Annotated in this window: 22 protein-coding genes and 1 pseudogene; 12 read left to right on the plus strand and 11 right to left on the minus strand. The window is 72.5% G+C overall.

What is annotated here, in order from left to right; all coding sequences use genetic code 11:
- Positions 1-23: 23 nt before the first annotated feature.
- From K933_RS06600 to gatD, 3 genes are all read right to left on the minus strand, one after another.
- Positions 24-260 (minus strand): hypothetical protein, encoded by a 237-nt coding sequence (locus tag K933_RS06600; protein WP_023393921.1) that lies wholly within the window; start codon positions 258-260, stop codon positions 24-26.
- 100 nt (positions 261-360) lie between these two features.
- Positions 361-1,320, minus strand: a complete 960-nt coding sequence (locus tag K933_RS06605; RefSeq protein ID WP_023393922.1) for a GNAT family N-acetyltransferase — start codon at positions 1,318-1,320, stop codon at positions 361-363.
- Positions 1,311-2,585 carry a Glu-tRNA(Gln) amidotransferase subunit GatD gene (gatD, locus tag K933_RS06610; protein ID WP_023393923.1) on the minus strand — a complete coding sequence of 425 codons (1,275 nt, stop codon included), beginning with the start codon at positions 2,583-2,585 and terminating at the stop codon, positions 1,311-1,313. Before gatD ends, K933_RS06605 begins: the two co-directional genes overlap by 10 nt.
- Positions 2,586-2,903: 318 nt before the next feature.
- Between gatD and K933_RS06615 the strand changes: the two genes are divergently transcribed.
- Positions 2,904-3,128 carry a DUF3311 domain-containing protein gene (locus K933_RS06615; RefSeq protein ID WP_023393924.1) on the plus strand — a complete coding sequence of 75 codons (225 nt, stop codon included), beginning with the start codon at positions 2,904-2,906 and terminating at the stop codon, positions 3,126-3,128.
- Complete coding sequence (locus K933_RS06620; protein ID WP_023393925.1) at positions 3,121-4,632, plus strand: sodium:solute symporter family protein; 1,512 nt, start codon at positions 3,121-3,123, stop codon at positions 4,630-4,632. The genes K933_RS06615 and K933_RS06620 overlap by 8 nt, the downstream gene beginning before the upstream one ends.
- Before the next feature lie 90 nt (positions 4,633-4,722).
- On the opposite strand, the gene K933_RS06625 is transcribed toward K933_RS06620, so the two are convergent.
- Together K933_RS06625 and K933_RS06630 are read right to left on the minus strand one after the other, a co-directional pair.
- A complete protein-coding gene (locus K933_RS06625) occupies positions 4,723-7,473 on the minus strand; it encodes a glycoside hydrolase family 3 N-terminal domain-containing protein (protein ID WP_152529768.1) in 2,751 nt (916 codons plus the stop codon).
- Between the two features lie 197 nt (positions 7,474-7,670).
- Positions 7,671-9,215: a sulfatase-like hydrolase/transferase gene (locus K933_RS06630; RefSeq protein ID WP_080509211.1), complete on the minus strand. Its 1,545-nt coding sequence runs from the start codon at positions 9,213-9,215 to the stop codon at positions 7,671-7,673.
- A gap of 61 nt (positions 9,216-9,276) precedes the next feature.
- Between K933_RS06630 and K933_RS06635 the strand changes: the two genes are divergently transcribed.
- Together K933_RS06635 and K933_RS19200 are read left to right on the plus strand one after the other, a co-directional pair.
- Entirely contained in the window at positions 9,277-10,185 is a 909-nt protein-coding gene (locus K933_RS06635; RefSeq protein WP_023393928.1) for an HFX_2341 family transcriptional regulator, read from the plus strand.
- Between the two features lie 11 nt (positions 10,186-10,196).
- On the plus strand, positions 10,197-10,328 hold the full coding sequence (locus tag K933_RS19200) for a hypothetical protein (RefSeq protein WP_268744623.1): 132 nt from the start codon (positions 10,197-10,199) through the stop codon (positions 10,326-10,328).
- 145 nt (positions 10,329-10,473) lie between these two features.
- Here the strand turns inward: K933_RS19200 and K933_RS06640 are convergent, their stop codons facing one another.
- The 3 genes from K933_RS06640 to K933_RS06650 form a co-directional block, all read right to left on the minus strand.
- On the minus strand, positions 10,474-12,642 hold the full coding sequence (locus tag K933_RS06640; RefSeq protein ID WP_023393929.1) for a S9 family peptidase: 2,169 nt from the start codon (positions 12,640-12,642) through the stop codon (positions 10,474-10,476).
- Positions 12,643-12,716: 74 nt separating this feature from the next.
- Positions 12,717-13,844, minus strand: a complete 1,128-nt coding sequence (locus K933_RS06645; RefSeq protein WP_023393930.1) for a hypothetical protein — start codon at positions 13,842-13,844, stop codon at positions 12,717-12,719.
- A 94-nt stretch (positions 13,845-13,938) separates the two neighbouring features.
- On the minus strand, positions 13,939-14,712 hold the full coding sequence (locus tag K933_RS06650) for a DUF1405 domain-containing protein (RefSeq protein WP_023393931.1): 774 nt from the start codon (positions 14,710-14,712) through the stop codon (positions 13,939-13,941).
- Positions 14,713-14,881: 169 nt separating this feature from the next.
- On the opposite strand from K933_RS06650, the gene K933_RS06655 reads away from it, so the two are divergent.
- Together K933_RS06655 and K933_RS06660 are read left to right on the plus strand one after the other, a co-directional pair.
- Positions 14,882-15,589 carry a DUF1405 domain-containing protein gene (locus K933_RS06655; protein ID WP_023393932.1) on the plus strand — a complete coding sequence of 236 codons (708 nt, stop codon included), beginning with the start codon at positions 14,882-14,884 and terminating at the stop codon, positions 15,587-15,589.
- Between the two features lie 78 nt (positions 15,590-15,667).
- Positions 15,668-16,411 carry an ArsR/SmtB family transcription factor gene (locus K933_RS06660; RefSeq protein WP_023393933.1) on the plus strand — a complete coding sequence of 248 codons (744 nt, stop codon included), beginning with the start codon at positions 15,668-15,670 and terminating at the stop codon, positions 16,409-16,411.
- 76 nt (positions 16,412-16,487) lie between these two features.
- On the opposite strand, the gene K933_RS06665 is transcribed toward K933_RS06660, so the two are convergent.
- Entirely contained in the window at positions 16,488-17,252 is a 765-nt protein-coding gene (locus K933_RS06665) for an SDR family NAD(P)-dependent oxidoreductase (protein WP_023393934.1), read from the minus strand.
- Between the two features lie 120 nt (positions 17,253-17,372).
- On the opposite strand from K933_RS06665, the gene K933_RS06670 reads away from it, so the two are divergent.
- Positions 17,373-18,005: an RNA 2'-phosphotransferase gene (locus tag K933_RS06670; RefSeq protein ID WP_023393935.1), complete on the plus strand. Its 633-nt coding sequence runs from the start codon at positions 17,373-17,375 to the stop codon at positions 18,003-18,005.
- A gap of 24 nt (positions 18,006-18,029) precedes the next feature.
- Here K933_RS06670 and K933_RS06675 read toward each other — a convergent pair whose 3' ends face one another.
- A complete protein-coding gene (locus tag K933_RS06675; RefSeq protein ID WP_023393936.1) occupies positions 18,030-18,575 on the minus strand; it encodes a hypothetical protein in 546 nt (181 codons plus the stop codon).
- 182 nt (positions 18,576-18,757) lie between these two features.
- Between K933_RS06675 and K933_RS06680 the strand changes: the two genes are divergently transcribed.
- From K933_RS06680 to K933_RS06690, 3 genes are all read left to right on the plus strand, one after another.
- Positions 18,758-19,864, plus strand: coding sequence for a hypothetical protein (locus K933_RS06680; protein WP_023393937.1), 1,107 nt, complete (start codon positions 18,758-18,760; stop codon positions 19,862-19,864).
- A 112-nt stretch (positions 19,865-19,976) separates the two neighbouring features.
- The gene (locus tag K933_RS06685) at positions 19,977-20,576 is read left to right on the plus strand and encodes an NUDIX hydrolase (RefSeq protein ID WP_023393938.1); all 600 of its coding nucleotides are present in this window, start codon (positions 19,977-19,979) and stop codon (positions 20,574-20,576) included.
- A gap of 153 nt (positions 20,577-20,729) precedes the next feature.
- Complete coding sequence (locus K933_RS06690) at positions 20,730-21,374, plus strand: DUF2270 domain-containing protein (protein ID WP_080509215.1); 645 nt, start codon at positions 20,730-20,732, stop codon at positions 21,372-21,374.
- Between the two features lie 6 nt (positions 21,375-21,380).
- Here the strand turns inward: K933_RS06690 and K933_RS18300 are convergent, their stop codons facing one another.
- Positions 21,381-21,542, minus strand: a complete 162-nt coding sequence (locus K933_RS18300; protein WP_161631409.1) for a hypothetical protein — start codon at positions 21,540-21,542, stop codon at positions 21,381-21,383.
- Positions 21,543-21,729: 187 nt separating this feature from the next.
- Between K933_RS18300 and K933_RS06695 the strand changes: the two genes are divergently transcribed.
- Positions 21,730-22,596, plus strand: a complete 867-nt coding sequence (locus K933_RS06695; protein ID WP_235063429.1) for a DUF7388 family protein — start codon at positions 21,730-21,732, stop codon at positions 22,594-22,596.
- Positions 22,597-22,690: 94 nt separating this feature from the next.
- A pseudogene (locus K933_RS06700) lies at positions 22,691-22,918 on the plus strand (hypothetical protein); the annotation flags it as partial.

Consider the following 22,918-nt stretch of genomic DNA (forward strand, 5'->3'; position numbering starts at 1 on the left):
CGGCCCGGGCGACGCCTCCCGGCTCAGTCGCGCCCGACGAACAGGTAGAGCGCGAAGACGATCAGGAAGCCGATCAGCGAGAGGAACAGCGACGCGAGACCCACCCCGATGGCCCACAGCGCCGCGTTGTCGTTGTGCCGCCGCGAGGCGTCGCGGTACACCCAGTAGCCGACGAGCAGCGCGATCACTAGGTTGATCACGCCGAGCAGCGCCAACTCGACGCCGCCGGGGAGCGCGCCGAACAGGAGAATCGGGTCCATGTCGGGCGTGTCGCGGCCGGCCGTGAAAGCGGTTGCGCCGCGTCGCGTCCGTCGGACGCGGGACGCCGTCCGCGCCGCCCGTCCGTCGTTTCGCCCGCGCTCACGCCACGTCGGGGTCGCTCAGGTCGGCGGCGAGCACGAAGTCGGGTTCCTCGGAGACGGGCGTCCGGGCGGCGGCGGCGTCCGACACCCACCGGACGCGCTCGGGTATCAACACGCGCGTGCGATCGACCCCCGCCTCGGCGGCGTCGCGGGCGACCGCGCGGAACAGCGCGCGCGCCGCCGCGGGGTCGTCCCACGCGGCGACGCCGTAGATGCCCCACGTCTCGGTCCCGCCGTCCTCCGTCCCGCGGTCGTAGTCGTACGCCCGGTAGGTGAACCCGCGGGTGCCGCCGTCGCGGGCGACGAACAGGCGGCCGTCGTCGGCCGCCGCGCGGAGTTGCTCGCGGCGGAGCGCCGACACGGCCCACGACTCCTCGGCGTCCATCGCCAGCCCGCGGAGGTGGGTCCGCGCGTCGCTGCCGGCCCAGAACGACCACGCGTCGGCCGCGTCGCGGGCGTCGGCGTCGGCGGTCACGTCGAGCGCCGGGTCGGCCGTCGGGTCGGGGTCGGGCTGGACCCACCGGAACTCCGCGCAGGGGTCGAACCCGGCGGCGCGCGAGAGACCCAGACCCGCGACGTTCCACGCGAACACCATGTTTCGACACGTCGACGCGCCGCGCTCGCGCGCCCACGAGAGTACGGCGCGGGTGAGTTCGGCCGCGACCCCGCGGCCGCGGTGGGCGGGGTCGACGCGCATCCCCTGCGCCCACGCCTCCCGGTCGGTGAGCAGTCGACCCTGGATCACGCCGACCGGGTCGCCGTCCAGGTCGGCCACGAGCGTCCGCTGGTCGTCGCCGTCGGTGGCGACCCAGTCGGCGAACACGTCGGGGAGGTAGTCGCCGCCCGAGCGCTCGTCCCAGGTGTCGCGCGTGAACGCGACGACGCGCTCCTCGTCGTCCGCGCGCGCCCGCCGGACGGACACGTCGGGGTCGTCGGCGCCGCCGCGGCTCAGGTCCACGGCGCGGACTCGTCGGTGAGTTCGCCCGCGAGGTTCCGGCCCATCGCGTCGGCGGGCTCTTCCGCGTTCGCGAGCGCCCACATCAGCTTCACCTTCGCGGTGCCGGGGAGGGTGTCGCCCGCCTCCACGACGCCGGCGTCCAGCAGGTCCCGCCCGGTGTCGTACACGCGGTCACAGACCCGGCCCTCGATACACTGGCTGGTCATCACGACCGTCGCGCCGTCGTCGACCAACTCCGACAGCCGCGGGATCAGGTCGGTGTGGACGTGCCCGAGACCCGTCCCCTCGACGACGACGCCGTCCTTCCCGCTGAGGTAGTCGAGCGCCGCGGGGTCCATCCCGGGCGTGAACTTCACGAGCTCCACCTCGGGGTCGAGCTCCGCCGCGAGCGCGAGCTCCGTCCCGCCGCGTTCGGCGTACTCCTTCCCGTCGGCGAACGACACCGTCACCTCCCCGGTTCCGTAGTCGACGCGGCCGAGCGGCGCCGCCCCCACGGTCTCGAAGGCGTCCCGGCGGGAGGTGTGGTTCTTCCGGACGCGCGTCCCGCGGTGGAGCGCGCAGTAGTCGTCGGAGGGGGAGCCGTGCATACAGACCATCACCTCCGCGCAGTCGCTCTTGGCCGCCTCGACGGCGCAGACCGCGTTCATCACGTTGTCCGAGGAGGGGCGGTCGGCGGACCGCTGACTCCCCGTGAACACCACGGGGACGGGCGTGTCGAGTACGAACGACAGCGCCGACGCCGAGAACTGCATCGTGTCGGTGCCGTGCATCACGACCACGCCGTCGGCGCCCGCCTCGATCTCCTCGCGGACGGTCTCGGCCAACTCGCGCCACACCTCGGGGTCCATGTTCTCCGAGAGGATGTTCGTCACCACCCGGCCGCGGTAGTTGGCGCGGCCGGCGAGTTCGGGCACCGCCCGGAGGACGTCCTCGGCGTCGAACTGCGCGGTGACCGCGCCCGTGCGGTAGTCGACGGTGGAGGCGATGGTGCCGCCCGTCGAGACGAGCGCCACCGTCGGCAGGTTGTCGTCGAAGTCGATCTCCGACCCCTCGTCCGCCTCGTCGTCCCCGTCGCCCGGGTCGCCCACGTCGCGGACGCCGCGTTCGAGCAGTTCCACCTCCGCGTCGGACCGGTCGACGCCGACGTTGTAGCCGCCGTCGAGTTTGACGACAAGGTGCGTCTCGTCGCTCGAGGGCATCAACACCCCCTCGTTCGTCACGTCCGCGCGGGTGAGGCGGACGCGGTCGCCGGGACTCGGTGTCATGCCCGGCGGTCGGGCCGGCGCGGACTTGAAGCTGCCCTTGTCGACTCCCGCCCCGACGGGTTCGCGCGGCTTCTGTCTCGACGGCTCCCCCGGTTCCCGCCCCGACGGCGCCCGCCGCTCCCAACCCGACGGGTCCGTTCGGCCCGCGCCCGGCCGCGGCCCCCACTCCCCGGCCGCGTCCGCGGCTCCCGCCCCCCGTCGCTTGCGGCTCCGCCGCCGGCCCGCCCGGCCGGCCGAATTGAAGAATATATCTCTTCGAACCCGGAATTTGACCGCATTTCAGTAACACTTACGTGGGATAGCCGACTACGACCTCCGATGACGCGGAACCGAACCGACTATCTCTGGGTCGCGGCGTTCGCGGCGCTCGTAGCGTTCGCGGTGCCGTGGTTCCTGTGGCGGGACGCGACGGTGGTCGCGGGGCTGCCGGTGTGGCTGTGGTGGCACGTCGGCTGGATGGCGCTCGCGTCCGTCGTCTTCTACGGGTTCACGCGCGGCGCGTGGGACCGCGGTATCGACCGGGAGGTGCTCCGGCGTGGTTGACGAGACGACGCTCTCTTTGGCCATCGTCGCGGGCTACCTCGTGGTCGCGCTCGCCATCGGACTGCTCGCCTACCGGCTGACCGACCGGAACGCCGAGGACTACTACCTCGCCTCGCGGTCGATGGGGACGGTCGTGCTGCTGTTTACGACGTTCGCGACCTTACTCTCCGCGTTCACCTTCTTCGGCGGTCCCAACCTGGCGTACTCGGCGGGTCCCGAGTGGATCCTCGTGATGGGTGCGATGGACGGCATCGTGTTCGCCGTCCTCTGGTACGTCATCGGCTACAAGCAGTGGCTGGTGGGTCGGGAACACGGCTACGTGACGCTCGGCGAGATGCTGGGCGACCGGTTCGGCTCCGCCTCGCTGCGGGGGCTGATCGCCGTGGTGAGTCTGGTGTGGCTGTTCCCGTACGTGATGCTCCAGCAGGTGGGGGCGGGGCAGGCGCTCGCCGGCCTGACGGGCGGCGCGCTCCCCTACTGGGCGGGTGCGGCGCTGATCACCGTGTTCATGGTCGCGTACGTCGTCCTCTCGGGGCTGCGCGGCGTCGCGTGGACGGACACGCTCCAGGGGCTGTTCATGCTCGGTATCGTCTGGGTCGCCGTCGGCTGGGTGCTGACGGCGGCGGGCGGCGCCGGCACCATCGCCGACTCGTTGGCGTCCAGTAACCCGGAGTTTCTCGCGCTCGGCGGCGGGCTCTACTCCCCGCAGTGGATGATCGCACAGGCGGTGGTCATCGCGTTCGGCGTCACCATGTTCCCGCAGGTCAACCAGCGGTTCTTCGTGGCCGACTCCGCCGAGACGCTCAAGCGCTCGTTCGCGCTGTGGCCCGTCGCGGTTCTCCTCCTGTTCGTGCCCGCGTTCCTGCTGGGGACGTGGGCCGCGGGACTCGGCGTCGAGGTGCCCGCGGGGAGCAACGTCCTCCCCGCACTCCTGACGGAGTACACGCCGGTGTGGTTCGCCGCGCTGGTGGTCGCGGGCGCGATGGCCGCGATGATGTCCTCGTCGGACTCGATGCTGCTGTCGGGGTCGTCGTACCTCACGCGGGACCTCTACCGGCCGTTCGTCGCCCCGGGGGCGAGCGACGCCCGCGAGGGGTGGGTCGCCCGGGTCGGCGTCGCCGTCTTCGCGACGCTGACGTTCGTCGCCTCGCTGTTCGCGGCGGAGGGGGCGACCGAACTCTCCTTCCTCGTCACGCTGGGCGACACCGCCTTCGGCGGGTACGCACAGCTCACCATCCCCGTGCTGCTCGCGCTCTACTGGGGCGGGACGACCCGCACCGGCATCGTCGCGGGCGTGACCGCCGGACAGGTCGCGTACCTCGCGCACGTGCTCGTCTCGGAGGTGCAGTTCGCGGGGACGACGTGGCTCGGCGCGACGTACCACACGTGGGACTACGCGCTGTGGTGTATGCTGCTCGGCCTCGCGGTGACCGTCGGCGTCTCGCGGGCGACGGCCCACTCCGTCGGCGAGGACGCCGCGAAGTTCGGCGTCGGCGCGGACTGATCCCGGTCCGGTCGGACCGCGAAGCCGGACCGCCCCCGTCCGGCTCGCGACCCCCCCGGGGGCACTACCCGACGGGGGACCGTCCGCGGCTCACTCCTCGCTCGGTACGTCGACCGAGACGGTGTGCTCGCCGGGACCGAACGTCTCCGTGGACGCGCGGAGGTACTCCTGTTCGTCCGCGCCCGCGGCGCTGAACGACTCGTTGGGCGTCTCGTACACCGCGAGCGAGACGGTGCGTTCACAGCCGTCGGCGACCGTAAACCGGATCGAGGCGGTCCCGTCTTCGACGCCGATGTGGCCGTAGTCGAGACACTCGCGGATCTCCGCGCTCGGCCACGCCGTCCCCTTGTCGAGGATGCCCCCGGCGGCCGTGCCGCGCGCGAACCGCATCAGCCGGTCCTGCTCGGCGTACAGCCCCTCCTCGCCGAGTTCCTCGATGGGCTGGCCGGCGACGAAGTCCACCTGGTAGTACTGGTGGTCGCCGTCGCCGGTGCCGTCGTCGCCGGTCCCGTCGCCGCCGTCGCCGTCGGCGGGCGCGTCGAGGGTGAACGTCGTCTCCAGGCCGTCGACGAACAGGCGGAACTCGCCCGCCGGGACCACCCGCTCGCCGGTGTCGGTCATGTCGCCGGGAACGACCGCCAGCGTCGACAGCGGCGACGTTATCTCGACCCGTCTGGTCTCGCCGGGGTCGAGCGAGACGCGTTCGAATCCGACGAGCGTCCGCTGGGGGTAGATGACCGGCGCGCTGTCGCGCGTGGCCGACACCTGCACCACGTCGTCGCCCGCGCGGTCACCCGCGTTGGTGACCGAGACGCTCGCGGTCAGCGACCCGCCCGACGTCGACACCTGTAGGTCGGTGTACTCGAAGGAGGTGTAGCTCATGCCGTGGCCGAACTCGAACCGCGGCGGGTCGTCGACCGGGTGGAGCGCGTTGTGGACGTTCGGCACCTGTCCGACCGTGACGGGCCACCGGAACGGGAGGTGGCCGCCGGGGTTGACCTCGCCGAACAGCACGTCGGCTATCGCGTCGCCGCCCGCCGACCCGGGCTGGTACGCCATCACCGACGCGTCGAACCGGTCGAACACCTCGGTGCCCCGCGGCCGGCCCGCGATCACGACGCCGATCAGCGGGGTGTCCGTCCCGGCGACGGTGTCGACGAGTTCCTGTTGGGCGGGGTGGAGGTGGAGGTGGTTGGCGTCGCCCGGACCCTCTGAGTAGGGTCCCTCGCCGACCACGACGACCGCGGCGTCGGCCTCGTCGGCCGCGGTCTCCACCTCGCCGGGGTTGTCGAAGCTGTACTCGTCGAGGCCGCCGTAGACGTCCCAGGTGTGTTCGATCGGCATCGTCACCACCTCGGTCGACGACGACACCGCGTTCTCGACGCCCTCGACCACCGTCGTCGCGGGGACGCGCGAGAGGTCGACCGAGTCGAGCGTGAGCCCCTGCCAGCCGAGCGTCCACCCGCCCATCTGCATCAGCGGGTTGTCGATCCGGGGGCCGGCGACGAGAACCGACCCGAGGTCCGGGTCGAGCGGGAGCGTGTCGTCGGCGTTCTGCAGCAGCGTCATCGACTTCGTTGCGGTCTCGCGGGCGTCGTCGAGTCCCGCGCTGATCGTCTCGCTCACCGACTCCGTCTCGGCGACCGGTTGGTCGAACAGCCCGACGTTCTCCTTGAACCGGAGGACCCGCGCGACCGCTTGGTCGATCCGGTCGCGGCTCACCTTCCCCTCCTCGACGAGTTCGACCAGGATGGAGGTGAACTCGCCGACGTCGTCGGGGTTCATGTACATGTCGACGCCCGCGTTGACGCCGAGCATGGTCGCCTCCTTCAGGTCGGCGGCGTAGTTGTGGATGGTGACCATCCGCTTGAAGTCCTTCCAGTCGGAGACCACCATCCCCTCGTACCCCCACTCGCCGCGCAGCAGGTCCGTCAACAGCCACTTCGAGGCGTGCGCGGGCACGCCGTTGACCGAGCTACTGTTGACCATCACCGTCTCCGCGCCCGCGTCGATGCCCGCCTCGTGCGGCGGGAGGTGGAACTGCCGGAGGTAGCGGGCGGGCAACTGCGCCGCGGTGCGGTCGTTGCCGTTGAGCGGCTGCGAGTAGCCCGCGAAGTGCTTCTGACACGCGCCGACCGCCTTGTCGTACTGGTCGGTGGCGCGTTCGTACCCCTCGACTTTCGCGCGGCCCATCCGTTCGGCGAGGCGGACCGACTCGGTGAACCCCTCGTAGAAGCGTCCCCAGCGGGGGTCGCGCTGGATGTCGTTGGCGGGCGAGAACGTCCAGTGGGCGCCCATCGCGCGGACCGACTCGCCCGTGAGTGCCGCCATCTCGCGGGCCGTCGAGGGGTCCCAGGTCGCGCCGACGCCGAGGTTGTGCGGGAAGATGGGGGCGTCGTACACCAGGTCGTTGCCGTGGACCGCGTCGACCCCGTAGACGAACGGCACTCCCAGCCGCGTGTTCTCCATCGCCCACTCCTGTAGCCGGTTTACGCCCGCCGCAACCTCGCTCGCCTCGAACGACGGCGGCGCCGCCCCGCCCGAGAGGATGGAGCCGACGTGGTGTTCCGTGAAGAGGTCGCCCACCTCCTCGGGGTCGAAACTGCTCACCGCCATCTGCGTCATCTGCCCCACCTTCTCCTCTAAGGTCATCTCCGACAGCAGGTTCCGAACCCGCTGGGAGAACTCGCCGGGGTCCGACTCGGCCGCGCTCGCGCCCTCCGCGAACGCGGCGGTCGCCGCCACTCCGCCGGTCGCCTGGAGGAACCGCCGCCGCGACGACCCGAGCAGTCCCGTCTCCGATTCCGTTCGCCGATTCGCGTCGCTATCTTCTCCTGACATCTGTTGGTCCCGTGCGGGGCGAGGCCCCGTGTCACGGTCCGATAGAATTCGGTTAAAAATTCGTGATCGAATAAGTAGTTGGAAAATACACAATTTCGAACGGGAGTATTCGGCGCGCGGCCGTCGGGGCGCGCTTTCGCCGCCGACACCACGGCTCCGGGGTCGCTCCCCGCTCGATTGCCCGCCACCGGACGAACTCACTCCAGGTAGCCGAGGTCCCGAAGCCGCCGTTTCGTGCCGCCGCTCATGTCGCTGTCCCCGGCGTACGAGTCGTCCCCCGCGTCGAGCATCTCCCTCCGCCCGCGGAGGAGTTCGTACTCGGGCAGGTCCTCCGAGGGGGGGTCGTCGTGGAGCCAGTCCCCGACGACCAGGTCGCTGTCCGTCTCGACGGAGACTACCGTGGTCTCCTTGGAGGGAGGCCCGCCGAAGTCCATCGGGTCGTGACCCATCTCCGACAGCGCGGGCGTCGTCGGCTCCTCGTCCCCGTCGATCACCGGCCGGAGGGACCGGCCGTCGAGTCCGTCCGGCGGAGCGACGCCGAGGTAGTCGTATATCGTCGGGACGACGTCGACGAGCGAGACCGGCGTGTGCACCCTCCGGGCGGGGAGGTCCTCGGACCACACCACCAGCGGGACGTGGGTGAGGGGGGAGCCGAGCCGAGCGCTCCTGTGTCCGAACTGTCCGAACTCGCCGAGTAGTTCGCCGTGGTCGGCGGTGAACACGATCAGCGTCTCGGACAGTTCCCCCCTCGACTCCAACCCGCGGAGCAGCGTCCCCAGTTCGCGGTCCAGATAGGTTATCTCCTCACGGTACAGTCCCAGGATCGAACGCTGCTCGGCCGGCGGTATCGACCTCCCCGCGACGCGATTGCGCGTCAGTCGATAGTTCAGCCACAACTGCTCGGAGGGGGTGAACTCCGAGTCGGGCGCCATGTACGGGAAGTGCGTGTCCATGTACTGGTGCCAGACGAATCGCGGGGAGGCGGTCGCGTCGACCCACTCGAGGAGTCGGCCGTGTAGCTTCGACGCGTCGACGGTGACGTCGTTTCGCGCCTCCGGTATCGTCCGCGCCACAGCCTCGAACACGCGATTGCCGACCGCCTCCCCGAGTTCCGTCCGTCTCAGGTCTGTCAGCCGCGGGTGGTTGGGGAACCCGGACTTCAACTCGCGTAGCAGCCTCCGCACCCCCCGAACGACCGGGTCCGCCGCCCGGTCCTCGGTGAACTGGTGGAAGTCGTCGAAGCCCCGGGCGTACCCCCGCTCGGCGGAACACCACCCGTTCGAGTGGTAGCCGGCGGTGTCGTACCCCGCTTCCGACAGCCTGGGGGCGACCATCGGGCGGTCCGGGCTGATGTCCTTGTACCCGTACGTGAACGGGAACGCGCCGGACAGCAGGGCCGGTGTACTCACCGAAGTTCCCGGTCCGGGCGACCTCGCCCGGGTGAAATCCACGCCGTCCCGTCGGAGTCGGTCGAGTGTCGGCGTGTCGGTCTGGTTGGTGGCGAGGAAGTCCTGGCGCAACGAATCGGCCACCAACAACAGCACGTTTTCGAACATCCCAACAGATACGCAACTGACCTGTCCAGTGGTTAAGTAGTTACTGCTCGGCGTGACAGTGACTGCCGCCGTCCGCCGTCCGGACGTCCACTCCCGACAGCGCTTCGCGCGGCGGTCCGACGGGGGGAGGCGTTCGGTGTCGCGCCCCCGACGTGTCGCCGGACCCACGGGGCCGGCGACACCCATCCGTGAGGTGCGGGGGTCGAGGCTGGTGGTTTATATAAACCACCGGCCTCACCTACCGCGTATGCAGACGCACGTCGTCCCGGTCGGCTTCGACTACGACCGGCTCATCGCCCCGCTGGTTCGCGACCAGTTGGACGTCGACCGGGTGGTGTTACTGGAGGGCGCGGTGGGGAGCGAGGCGAACGTGGAGTACTCCCGGACGCTGTCGAAGAAACTCGAAGCCGACTTCGAGAACCTGCTCGGCGCCGAGACCGAACGGGTCGGAGTCGCCGACGTGTACGACTACGACGGCGCGTTCGAGCAGGCGTACGACCTGATCAACGCGGAACTCGACGCGGGTGCGGAGGTGTGGGTGAACGTGAGCGCGATGCCCCGCCCCGTCTCGTTCGCGTTCGCGACCGCCGCCACCTCCATCACGCTCGAACGCCAGGAGGACCGCGACCGGATCCACACCTACTACACCGCCCCCGAGAAGTACCTCGAAACCGAACTCGCCGAGGAGTTGCGCGCCAACCGTGATCTGTTGGCCGACCTGCTCGCGGGTGACGACGCCGACGACGACCGGGTCGAAGCGCGGCTGGCGGCCGCAACCGACCTGCTTGAGGAGTTCGACGAGCGCGGGGTCACCATCGGCGCCAAGGAGATAGACGGCAGCCACATCGTGGAACTCCCGGTCGCCTCCTTCTCGAACGTCAAGCCGTTCGAGGAGGTCATCCTGTTCGTCCTCGGCGAACACGGCGAGTTCGAGTCGGTCAGCGAGTTGGCGAAGGCGCTCGCGCGCGACATGGGCGAGGAGTACACCGACTCGTTCCGCTCGAAGGTCATCTACAACGTCGACCGCCTCGGTCCCGGCGGGAAGGGGTACATCGAACAGGAGTCGGGCGGGAAGTCCTACCGGACGCGGCTGTCGCGCATCGGGGAGTTGTGGGTGCGCGCGCACGCGAACGGCGAGGGCGAGCGAACGGAGTGAGCGAGCCCTCGATGGATGGCGGCGAACTTCTGGGTGAGCCGCCCACGAACGGGGAGTGCGAGGGCGAGCGAAGCGAGCCCTCGACGGACGGCGGCGAACTTCTGGGTGAGCCGCCCACGAACGGGGACGGCGAGGACGAGTGATCGACGGGAACGTATCCCCGGACCGAGGGCGAGCGAAGCGAGCCCTCGACGGACGGGGGAAGCGAGCCCCCGGAGGGGTGGCGTCCACGAGTCGCGACGCGGTTCCCCGGACGAAGCGACGGCTCGCGGGTCGGCGCGGCCCGGGTCAGTCCGCCTCGCCGTCGCGCAGGTGCTCGTCGAGGAACGGCAACACCCGACCGAGCGCGTCGCGCCACGTCTCCGGCCGCTCGAACATGTGGTTCTCGCCGGGGTAGTACGCCGTCTCGAAGTCGAGGCCCCGGCCTACGAGGTCCTCGACGAGGAGGTCCATCTGCTCGAAGTCGACGTTGGGGTCGTCGGTGCCGTGGAGCGCGAACAGCGGCGTGTCCAGCCCCGCGGCCGACGAGTACGGCGACGCGCGCTCGTACGCCGCCGCGGTCCCCGGTTCGTCGGGGTAGCCGCCGAGTTGGGCGGCGAACCGCCGGGCGGCGCCCCAGCCGAACGAGGCGGCGTACTCGACCCACGCCGCCCAGTCCCAGATGCCCGCGAAGTTGACCGCCGCGTCGTACGCGTCCGTCCCCGTCGCCACCGCGTTCGCGAGGAAGCCGCCGTAGCTCAGCCCCCACAGTCCCACCCGGTCGCCCACCTCCGGCCGGTCGCGGAGGAACTCCGCGGCGCGCGCGCAGTCGTCCACCTCGTCGACGCCGAACGCGCCCGCGATGCCCTGCTCGAACGCGTGGCCGTAGCCGATGCCGCCGCGGTAGTTGAGTTCGCAGACGACGTACCCCCGCGCGAGCAGGGCGTGGTTGAACAGGTGGAACCCCCCGTACGACCGCATGTGGTGGAAGCCGCGGCGCATCTGCCGGACGGGACCGCCGTGACACCACACCACCGCGGGCCGGTCGTCGCCCGCCGCCGCGTCAGGGGGCGCGTAGAGGTAGCCCCGAACCGTCTCGCCGCCCGTCCCGTCGAACGACACCGGCTCGGGGTCCGGAAAGTCCGCCAGCCGGCCGCGGTCCGGATAGGCGTCCGAGACGCGCGCGAACCCGTCTCCGGCGGCGTCGGTCGGGTCGTCGGTCCCCCCGCCCGCGCTCGCGTCCCCCTCCCCGCCGTCGCCCGCCTCGGGGTCGTAGACGCAGACGTCCGCGGGCGCTTTTCGGCCGGCGCGGAGACACGCGAGCCGACCGTCGGCGCCCCACTCGAGGCGGAGCACGGTACCCGGCGCGTCCGCGACGTGCTCTACGGCGCCCGTGGCGTCGGCGACGTGGAGGCGGCGCTCGCCGGGGTCGGTCTCGTTGGTCGCGAACGCGACCCGGTCGCCGTCGGGCGACCACGCCGGCGCGTCGAGCGCGTCGCCGCGCGCCTCGAACGCGCCCGCGGTGACCTGCACCACCCCGTCGCCGTCGTAGCCCGGCGCGTCGTCGGTCCGGTCGCCGTCCCCCTCGCCCGCGCTCGCGCCCCCGTCGCCGACCGCGGCGCGGCGGGCGGCCACGTCGACCACGTAGAGGTGGGCGTAGCCGTCGCGGTCCGAGAGGAGCGCGACCCGCCCCTCGCCGTTGCCGACCGGGTCGGGCTGGACCGACACCACGTCGGTCGTCTCCGAGAGCAGGGTGTCGCCCGGGTCGCCGGCGTCGCCCGCGGCGGCGCTCCCGTCCGCGTCGGCCGCGGTCACGTCGACCGCGCGGTAGCGGCGCGCCGAGGCGTCGGTCGCGTCGAGCGCGTACACCAGCGTCGCGTCGTCGGCCCAGTCGTACGCGGGGACGACCGACTCGGCGTCCGGCCGCCACGACCACGCCCGCTCGCCCGCCGCGAGGTCGTACGCGACGAGTTCGCCCGGCCGGCCGCCCGCCTCGGCGTCGCGGACGCTCGCGAGGTAGCGGCCGTCGGGCGAGACGGCGAGCGGCGCCGCGCCGAACGGCGTCGCGCGGACCCGGTCGAACAGTTCGCGGACCCCGCCCGACGCGAGGTCGTGACGCCACACCGACCCGCCGCGGACGTAACACAGCGTGTCGGCGTCGGCCCACGTCGGGTTGGCGTGGTCGGCCTCGCTGGCGGCGAGCGTCCGGCTCTCGTCGGCGCCCGCGTCGTGTATCAGGAGGTCGCCGTCGGCGACCACCGCGGCCTCGTCGGGGTGTTCGGGCCGCCAGTCGAACCCCGCCGCGTCCGCCCGGTCGAGGACGGTCGGGTCGGGGTCGGGGGCCGCCGTCCCGTGGGCGAACCGGGTCTCGCCGTCGGCGGTCCGGAGGTAGCCCACCCGGGTCGCGTCGGCGTTCCACGCGGGCGCCGCGACCGTCCGCAGGTCGAGCGCGTCGTCGACCGTGAACTCCAGTGACACGGGTGTGGGTGGGCCAACCACGACAAAAGCCCCAGCGTCCGGGCCGGACCGGCCGGTTTCGACGCGGTTCGAGCTTAAAACTCCAGCCCGCGCGGCGCGGCGGCGGGGGCGAGCGGGGGCGCGGGCAGGCGCTCGGGGACGACGGGGTCGTTGTACGCCCCCGGCGCCACGTCGTTCGGCCCGTCGGGGTAGAACAGCGACGCGAGCAGGTGGAGCTGCGAGCGGCCGACGCCCAACTCGAACTGCCCGCCGCCGTACAGCGACACGCCGCGGTCGTCGGCCCACTCCAGCGTGTCGAACAGCGCCGCGACCGTCCCGAACCGCGAGGGTTTGACGTTGAGCCACCGCGGCTCGAACGGGAGCGACTCGACGCTCTCGACGCCCGTGACGGGGTAGTCCCACGACACGCGGTCGGCCTCGCCGTCGAACAGCGGGCGGGTCTCGTCGGTCAGCCCCGGGTCTTCGACCACGGCGTCCGGGAACGCCCGCAGCATCCGCTCGTAGAAGTCGGCGTCCGGCGCCTGGTCCACCTCCGTCCCCTCGTAGAGCCCCTTGAAATCGAGGATGCGAACCCGGTCGCCGGGGAGGGCGGCCACCACCTCGTCGGTCCAGTCGGCGGTCGGGTCAAGTTTGAACCCGATCCCCGGCACGCGCTCCGTGAGGGTCGTGACGCGGTCGGCCGTCGGCGGGTCGCCCAGCCGCGTCGACGCGACGAAGTTCACGGGGTCGCGCTCGCGGCCCACCGCGGCGCCCAGGTGGGTGTCGGCCTGCCGGAGCGCCAGGTCGAGCGCCGCGCTCTCGACCGCCCACCGGCGGTACGGCCGCGCGGTCTCCCGCTCGGGGTCGCGGGTGGGGAACAGGTCCACGCCGTCGAGGTGGGCGGAGAACCCGTCGAACGTCCACTCGCCTTCGAGGACGCCGGTGAAGTCGACGGCCGCGGGGCGGTCGGCGGGCGCGTCGCTCGCGGTGCCGGCGGCGGCTCCGTCGCTCGCGCCGCCCGCGTCGTCGACAGACTCGAACAGCGCGTCGTGGTCCTCGGCGTCGTACGTCACGTCCTCGCCGCGGCCGAGTTCGCCCCCGCCGCGCAGCCGGAACGTGGTGCTCACGCGCTCGAACCCGGATGAGGTGTCGCGCGCGCGGCGGCGGAGCGACACCGACTCCACCGTCAGCGGGAGGTCGGCGACGGCGTCGTAGTGGCTCACGGGCGACCGAGGGCCGCCCGCGGCTTAGGGTTGGCTCTCCCGGGCGTCGCGCTCCGGAGGTCCGCGGCTCGGCGCTCCGCTCGCCCCCGCCGGCTCACCGGCCGCGGCGGTCGCGGTCGGCTTCGAGTTTCCCCACCCGGGTTGCGAGCGCGAGGAACGTCGCGGCGACGGTGAGCACCACCGCGCCCGCGGCGGCGGGGTAGTGGAGGCCCGACGGGTGGGTGAACCCGCCGAGGCCGGCGTCGTACAACTGCCCGGGGACCAGCGTGTGGTGGGGGGTCCCGATTACCGGGACGAAGTAGTCCACCAGGTCGTTCAGCCCGTACCAGACGACGGCGACGAACACCGCCCGGACGGGGAACTCGGAGAAGCGGTGGAGCAGGAACGCCTCGACCGCCATCAGGAGGTGCGAGCCGAACAGGAACGCGTACATCGGGAGCGGGGTCTCTGCGAGGAAGCCCTCCGAGAAGACGGTCAGCACGTACGGCGTCCACAGCCCGAGTTTGAGACAGCCGAAGAACGCGACGGCGTTGACGTACTCGTTGGGACGACCGAGCCACCACAGCCCGAGCGCGAGACCGATGAACATCGTCGCGACGGGGCTGTCGGGGACGAGCGGCCACACGGCGAGCGGCTCCCCCGCCAACTGCCCGGTGATCAGCGGCGTCGACAGCGGGTACGGTTGGAAGCCGTAGTACCAGAAGCCGAACGCGGTGCCGACCAGGTTGACCAACGCGATGAGCGCCGCGAGGTGGAGCCCGAAGTTCTCCAGCCACCGCGGCAGCGGCGCGACGTACCACGGCAGGTCGTCGGCGGGGGGGAGGCCGTCGCCGTCGAACAGCGAGCCGAGGGGCGAACGGGTGGCCATCGTAGGGTGTCAGCGTCGGCCGGCCGGGGTATAGCGGTGGCGGTCCCGGCGGTCGGCCGGCGCCCCCGGACGGTCGGACCCGCCGTCGGGACCGGACGCCGCGACGCCGCGCCGCCGCCGACCGGGCGGGGACCGGGAGGGATATGCCGCGCCCGGGCGAACGCCGGGCGTGGACCCCGACGACCTGCTCGCACGCGAGGTGGCGACGTTCTACCTGACGACGCCGTGGACGCTGGGGCTGCTGCTGGTAGCGAACGCGCTCGCGTTCCTCGTCGGCGTCCGCTACTACGTCGAGACGATGCCGCCGGTGGCGACGTTCGCGTGGCCGATCTACGCCGACTCGCCGACCGCCATCGCGTTCGGGACGCTCGTGCTCGCGGCGCTCGTCCCCTTCGCGGGGCGGTACTCGCTGTCGGCGGTGCCGCGGACGCGGCTGGTGGGCGTCCTCTCGACGCTCGCGGTCGTGTGGCTCGTCAAGATGGGGCTGTGGACGTTCGTCGCGCTCAACGTCCCGCTGGTCCGGCCGGACCTCCCGGTCGACCTGTACGTCGGCTTCGACGCCGACTCGCTGTGGGCGTACTGGGGCATCCTGTTCACCCACGCCGCGTTTCTCGGGGAGGCGCTCCTGCTCGCGCACGTCGGCCGGACGAGCCGGGGGACGCTCGCGGCCGTCGGCCTGTTCGCCGTCGCGAACGACCTGTTCGACTACGGCTTCGTCGTCGGTCTCCCGTTCGCCCACTACCCGCCGGTCCGGTACGACCCCGGCGCCCTGCTGGCGGCCGGCAGCGTCGCGGCCACCGTCGTCGCTCTCGCCGTCGCCGCGGCGCTCCTCCCGGGTGGAGCCGCGGGCGACGCGGGCGAGGCGACCGACGCCTGAGCGTTCGAGCCGACCCGGCCGGCGTCGAGACCGACGCGTGCGAACACCTTTTACGGATTCGGAGCTTACCTCACGTGTATGGACTCCGCGGTACTGCTTGATCTCCTCGGCAACGAGAACCGCCGGCGCATCCTCCGGCTGCTCTCGCACAAGCCCTGTTACGTCACGGAGATCAGCGAGTACCTCGGCGTGTCGCCGAAGGCGGTGATCGACCACCTCCGGAAGCTGGAGGAGGCGGGACTGATCGAGAGCCACACCGACGAGCGCCGCCGGAAGTACTTCCACATCACCCGGGACGTGCGGCTGGAGGTGAACGTCTCCAGACACGGCTTCGGCGCCAAGAGCGCCTACCCCGCGAACCCGAGTCTCGACATCAGCGGCCGGTGTCCGCACATGCGGATCGACTTCGACGTCGACCTGCCCGACCGGGAGGGGGCGGGCGGCGACGGCGAGGCAGGTGGCGACGGCGAGGTGGACGGCGACGGCGAGGTGGACGGCGACGCGCGCGACGGGGTCGACGACCTCGCGCGGGAGTTCGACCGACTCCAACAGTTGGAGAACGAACTCTCGCTGGCCCAGCGGTGGCTCCACGGGCGGATGACCGACGTGCTCGACCGGCTGAACGACCGGCTCGGCGTCGACGCCGACTCGCGCTTCTTCGCGGAGTTGCTCGCCGCCGTCGCGGTCACCGACGGCAGCGTCGAGGCGGTCGCCCGCGAGGTGGGTGCGGACCCCGAGACCGTCGAGGAGGGTCTCAGACGCCTCTCGGAGGGCGGGCTGTTGTCGAACCACGACGGCGGCGACGAGTGGCAGATGGCGTGAACGGTCCGGGTCGGCGCCGACCCGTTCGGGTTCGGGCGCGAGTGGGGGCGACTCCGGTCGCCCCGGGCGCCGCCCGCTACCGACTGAGGTAGCCGCCCTCGACGCCGAGCGCCTCGCCCGTCACGAACGAGGCGTCGTCCTCGCAGAGCCAGAGTACGGCCGCGGCCACCTCCGCGGGCGTGCCGAGGCGGTTCATCGCGTGGCGCGCCTCGACCGCCTCGCGCACCTCCGACCCCTCCTCCATCCCGCCCTCCGCGAGCAGCGGGGTGTCGATGAACCCCGGACAGACCGCGTTGACGCGCACGCCGGTCTCGCCGTTCTCCAGCGCCGCCGTCTTCGTCAGCCCGAGGACGCCGTGTTTCGCCGCGGCGTACCCCGAGGAGTTCTCGAAGCCGACCTTCCCGAGCACCGAGGAGTTGTTGACGACGACGCCGCCGTCGTCGCTCTCGCGCATCGCCGCGATCTCGGCGCGCATACACCTGAACACGCCGACGAGGTTCACGTCGATCACCGTCTCCCACTCCCCGGGGTCGTACTCGTCGACCGGGGCGCTCGCGCCGCCGATACCCGCGTTGTTGAACGCGTAGTCGAGGCGGCCGTACTCGTCGACGGCGGCGTCGACCATCGCTCCGACCTCGTCGGCGTCGGTGACGTCCGCCTCGACGAACGTCGCGTCGCCGCCCGCCGCCTCCACCTCCTCGACCGTCCCCTCGCCGCCCTCGACGTCGACGTCCGCGACCACCACGCTCGCACCGCGGTCGGCGAACTCGACCGCCGTCGTCCGTCCGATACCCGACCCGCCGCCGGTCACGACTGCGACCCTCTCGTCGAACGAAGCCATACCCGACCCACACCCAGTGGGAGCAAAAACCCACGGGTCGTACCGGGGTTCCACCCCGCCCGCCCCGGAGCGCGAGTTCCGACCCGCAAGGCAGTAGCCGCCCGCGCCCGTACCACCGCCGTGATCCGCCGCTGTGAGGAGCACGGCTACGTCGACGGCGACGCCTGTCCGGTCTGTGACGACGCCGGCCGGCCCGTCGTGAGCGACGACCGCCGGACCCGCCTGTCGAAGTTCGTCAGCGGCGCGCTCCGGCACTTCCCGGACGACGCCGGACTCTCCCTCGACGACCGGGGGTGGACGGCGTACGACGCGCTCGCGGACGCGGTGGCGGCGCGGTACGACTGGGCGACCCGCGAGCGTCTCGACGCGGTGGTCGCGACCGACCCGAAGGGCCGGTTCGAGCGGCGCGGCGACCGGGTGCGCGCCGCCTACGGTCACTCGGTCGACGTCGACCTCGAACCCGAGTCGGGCGACGCGAGCGAGCTACCGGCGACGCTGTACCACGGCACCGCGCCGCGGAACCTCGACGCGATCCGCGAGGAGGGACTCCGGCCGATGGGGCGTCAGCGCGTCCACCTCTCGGCGACGCGCGCAACCGCCCGCGAGGTGGGGCGTCGCCACGCCGCCGACCCCGCGGTGCTCGTCGTCGACGCGGCGGCGTTGCTGGCGGACGGGTTCGCGGTCGACCGCCGCGGCGAGGCGACGTACACGGTCGGGCGCGTCCCGCCCGCGTACGTCGAGTTCGACGCGTGACCGCCCCCGGCTCGGGACCGGGAGTCAGACGTCGCGCGTGAGTCCGTCGCGGAGGTCGCGGCCGAAGTAGTAGCCGAGCAGCGACACCACCGCCCCGGCGGTCAGCCCGGCGCCGGCGACGGCGGCGCCCGCGGTGGCGACCCCGTACTCCGCGAGGAAGTTCGCGCCGAGGAAGAAGTTCAGCCCGCCGAGCGTGCTGGCGACGAACAGCAGACAGGACGCCGCCCCGCCGGCGACGGCCGTCTCGACGTACCGCCGGCGCGAGCGCACCGCGCCGAGGAGGAACGTGGCCGCGAACAACCCGACGTACTGGACGAGACCGCCGAGGAGCGGGACCGACGCGCCGGCGAGGAGACCGGCGCCGGCGACGAGGAACGAGGCGATCAACCCCTTCGCCGACACCGGCGACCGGCCGAGGCGGGCGCGCGACCGCCCGCCCTCGGCGTCGTCGGCAGTCGTCTCGTCGCTCCCGCTCCGCGCCGACTCCGCGCCGGAGTCCGCCCCCGACTCCGACCCGTCGCCCACCTCCCGGTCGGCCAACTCCTGGAGTTCCTCGAGACTCTTGGACATGCGTGTCGGTCGGCGCGGGCGAACTATGGCTCTTTCCCCGCCGCTCGCTCCCCGCGCTCCGCTCGCCGCTCGGCTCCGCTCGCCGCTCGGCTCCACGCGCCGGTTCGCGTCACGCTCGCGGTCCACCGGCCGCGGCCGTCGATAGCCGGTCTTATGCCGCCGACCGCCGTGACGTACCTCCGATGGAGTACGTCCAGGAGCGAGTTACGACGCTCCACGACCTCGGGGGGGCGGACCCGACGGCGCCGACGGGTCGCGCGGCGGTCGTCGTCCCGCTGACGGAGCGGGAACACGCGGGTCTCGCCGCCGAGCGGGTCTTCTCGGAACTGGAGGCGGTCGACCCCGCGCGGGTTGTCGTCCCGCTGCGCGCGTCGGCCGACCGCGTGACCGCGGTCCGGGAGTGGCTCGCGGGGTTCGACCTGCGGCTCGACACGCTGTGGTGTGACGGTCCCCGGCTCGCGGACCTGCTCGGTTCGGCGGGGCTGAACGGCGCGCGGGGGAAGGGACGGGACGTGTGGCTCGCACTCGGGCGCGCACTCGCGGACGACGACGCGGAGTTCGTCGCGGTCCACGACGCCGACACCGCGTCGTACTCCCGCAGCTACGTCCGGCGGCTGCTGTTCCCGCTGACCCGCGAGTTCGCGTTCTCGAAGGGGTACTACGCGCGCGTCGAGACCGACCGGCTGTACGGCCGACTGTTTCGACTCCTGTACGCGCCGCTGGTCCGCGCGCTCGCTGACGCGCACGCCGAGCCGTTCCTCCGCTATCTGGAGTCGTTCCGCTACGCGCTCGCGGGCGAGTTCGCGGCGACCCGCGAGGTGGTCGAGTCGCTCCGCGTCCCGCGGACGTGGGGGTTGGAGGTCGGCACGCTCGCCGACGCGTACGACGCGGTCGGCGCCGACGCGTGCGCGCAGGTCGACCTCGGCAACTACGAGCACGACCACCGCGCGGTGTCGGGTCCGACCGGGCTCTCGGAGATGAGCGAGTCGGTCGCGGACACGCTGGCGCGCGCCGTCGAGGCGCACGGGGTCGCCCCCGACTACGACACGCTCGCCGACCGCTACCGCGAGGCGGGGGACGCGCTCGTCCGGTCGTACGCCGCCGACGCGGCGTTCAACGACCTCTCGTACGACCGCGCGGACGAGCGCCGGCAGGTCGAGACGTACGCCGACGCGGTCGGGCCGCCGGGCGACGACGACCGCCTCCCGGCGTGGACCGACGCGCCCGTCTCGCCCGACGAGGTGGTCGCCGCCGCCGGGGCGGACGCCGACGAGGCGGCCGGTCGGTAGCGCGCGCTCGCACGCTCGCGCCACCCCGGAGCCCGGAGGCTGGCGGGCGCCGTCGTCGTCGCCCGGCCGCCCGGACTGCAACGTTGAAGAGCGTCGCCCCTCCACGGTCCGTATGAACCTCGACGGGGTCCGCCGACACGCGCCGGCGACCATCGGGGAGGCGGAGCGCCGCGCGGCGGTGCTCGCACCGGTCGTCGACCGCGGCGGCACCCCGCACGTCCTCTTCACGAAGCGCGCGGACCACCTCGGGAGCCACCCGGGGCAGATGAGTTTCCCCGGCGGCGGGGTCGAAGCCGAGGACGCGGACCTGAAAGCGACCGCGCTCCGGGAGGCCGACGAGGAGATCGGACTCCGCCCCGGGGAGGTGGAGGTGGTCGGCCGCCTCGACGACGTCGAGACCGTCTCCGACTACGTCGTCACGCCGTTCGTCGGGACGGTCCCCGACCGCGAGTACGCCCCCTCGGACGGGGAGGTCGCGGAGATCGCGGTGCTTCCGGTCGCCGAACTTACGGACCGCGCGAACTACGAGTCCGCGCGGCGCGAACACCCCCGCTACGGCGACGTGCGGATCCACTTCTTCCGGGTCGGCGGCTACACCGTCTGGGGCGTGACCGGCGGGATGGTCGTCCAACTGCTCGAACTCGCGACCGACTGGCGGATGCCAGACGAGGTGGACCGGGTGGTCGACCCCGACGCGGACCTGCCGACCTGAGGCGGGGCGGACTTGCGCTCGCCGGCAACCTCGCTTATGCCCGACCGCGCCGTCCCTCCGGCAGTGAGTGACGCGAGCGACGGCGACGACGTGAGCGACGAGGGAGAGGAGTTCGACCCCGAGGCGGACGAGGAGCGCGAGATCGGCCGGGAGATGGTCGACCAGAGCACCGGGCTGGGGTCGGTGCTGGCGCACACCTACCGCGGGGAGATGGACCAGGCGACGACGTGGCGGTCGCGGCTCGACCAAACGACGACGTGGGCGGTGACGGTGATGGCGGCGATCCTGACGTGGGCGTTCTCCAGCCCGGACAACCCCCACTACATCCTGCTCATCGGGCTGGGGATGCTCGCGGCGTTCACGGGGATCGAGACCCGCAGGTACCGCGACTACGACGTCTACCGCTCGCGGATCCGGATCATCCAGCAGAACCTGATCGCGAACGCGCTCGACCCCTCCGAGGGGGTCGCCCACAGCGACTGGCGGCGGAAGCTGAGCGAGGACTACCGCCGGCCGACGCTGAAGGTGCCGTGGGGGGAGGCGCTCGCCAACCGCCTCCGGCACGTCTACCTCCCGCTGTTCGGGATCATGCTGGCGGCGTGGGCGTTCCGCGTCTCCGTGTTCACCCCCGACCAGTCGTGGCTGGCGTCGGCCGCCATCGTCGTGATCCCGGGGTGGGCTGTCGGGGCGGTCGTGACGGCGTTCTCGGTCGCGGTGGTGGCGGCGGCGTTCTGGCCGCGCGAGCGGCGCGCGAAGGGGGAGTTCCGGGAGGGGGAGTTCGGCGAGTGGAAGGACTGACCGCGCTCAGACGTAGCTCACCACGACCAGCGCGAGGAAGAACGCGACGAGGAGGGCGACGAGCAGGAGCGCGAACCGCGCGGATCCGCCCGCGTACCCCTCGTTCGACGCCTCGTCGCTCCCCCGCGAGATCACGTCGGGTCTATCGACCGTGCCGACCGGTGGCACGCTACCGGGAAGAGCCTCCCGCCGCTTCTGACACGAGCGCCACGTTTATCACCTCGACCGACCTCGTACGGCCATGGCCGCACAGGCGATGGATCGCGTTCCGCGACGGTCCTAGTTCTCACCGACTCCGCCGAGTGACGACGGAACACGTAGTATCGACAGCGACGACAGCGAGCGACGCCCGACCATGAGTTCAGTGGACACCGAGATCGACATCGACAGCGACGACAGTGGAGCCGCGACGGACGACGACCGCGCCGCGCGAGCGGCCGCCGACGCCGACGCCGGCGGCATCGCGGCGCGGACCGGTCTCGACGGGGTGTCGCTCAAGCCGCGCGAGTGCGACGTCTCGGTCGCCGCCGACCTGCCGTTCGGGTTGGTCTGCGTCGACTACGAGGGCCGCGAGTCGCTCCCCGCGTTCGACACGCTCGCCGCCCTGGCGCGCGACCGGACGGTCCGGCTGACCACGCCCGTCCGCGCCGACGGGTTCGACCCCCGCGGCGACGACTCGCTCACCCGGGCGCTCCCCGACTCGGTCGGGCGGATACTCGTCGCCGGCCACCCCGCCTACCTCGACGAGTCCGAGCGGAAGCGCGCGGTCGCGCCCCGACTCGGCGACGCCGTGGGCGTCTCGACCGACCCGTGGGTCGGCACCGAGGGGATCGAACGGGTCGCGCTCGCCGCCGGCGGGACGCAGTACGAACTCCTCTCGCGGACCACCGAACGCGACGTGCGCGCGCTCCGCGCCGCGGGCTACGAGGGGGACATCGCGGTGTACGCGCCGACCGTCCCCACCGACGACGAGGACGCCGTCCTCGACGCGGTCGGCGGCTACGCCGCCCGACGCAAGCCCGTCCAGAAGGCGCTCCCCGACGGCGCCGAGACCGACGCCGACGCGAGCGGCCGCGCGCGCGAGGTGCTCCGGAAGGCGACCCGCGACTACGCGCTCGTGGGCGACCCCGACACCGTCGGCGACCGGGTCGCGGCGCTCAAGGAGGCGGGCGCGGACCTCGTGGTCGGCTACCCCGCCGCGGGCGTCGAGACGTTCCGGTAGGTGCGAGACGGCCCCGGACGACCGCTCCGGCGGGCCGTGGCTCCCGTTCGCACGCCGCCCCGAAAGCTTTGGCCGACGCGCCCGACCGGGGGGTGTGGACGGCAACGCGGACGCCGACGCGCCCGCCGACGACCGGGTGTCCGCCGCGGTCGCCGCGGCGTTCCCCGACCGCGCGGTGGCGGCGCTCGGCGCGACCGGCCCGTCGTGGAACGACGACAACCGGACGGTGAGCGTCGAGTTCGCCGACGGCGGCGCGGCGTACCTCAAGGCCGTCGTCGCCGGCGACGGCTCGGCGGTCGCCCGCGAGCGGGCGGCGCTCGAC

This window comes from Candidatus Halobonum tyrrellensis G22, from assembly GCF_000495475.1.
GTDB classification, from domain to species: Archaea; Halobacteriota; Halobacteria; order Halobacteriales; family Haloferacaceae; genus Halobonum; species Halobonum tyrrellense.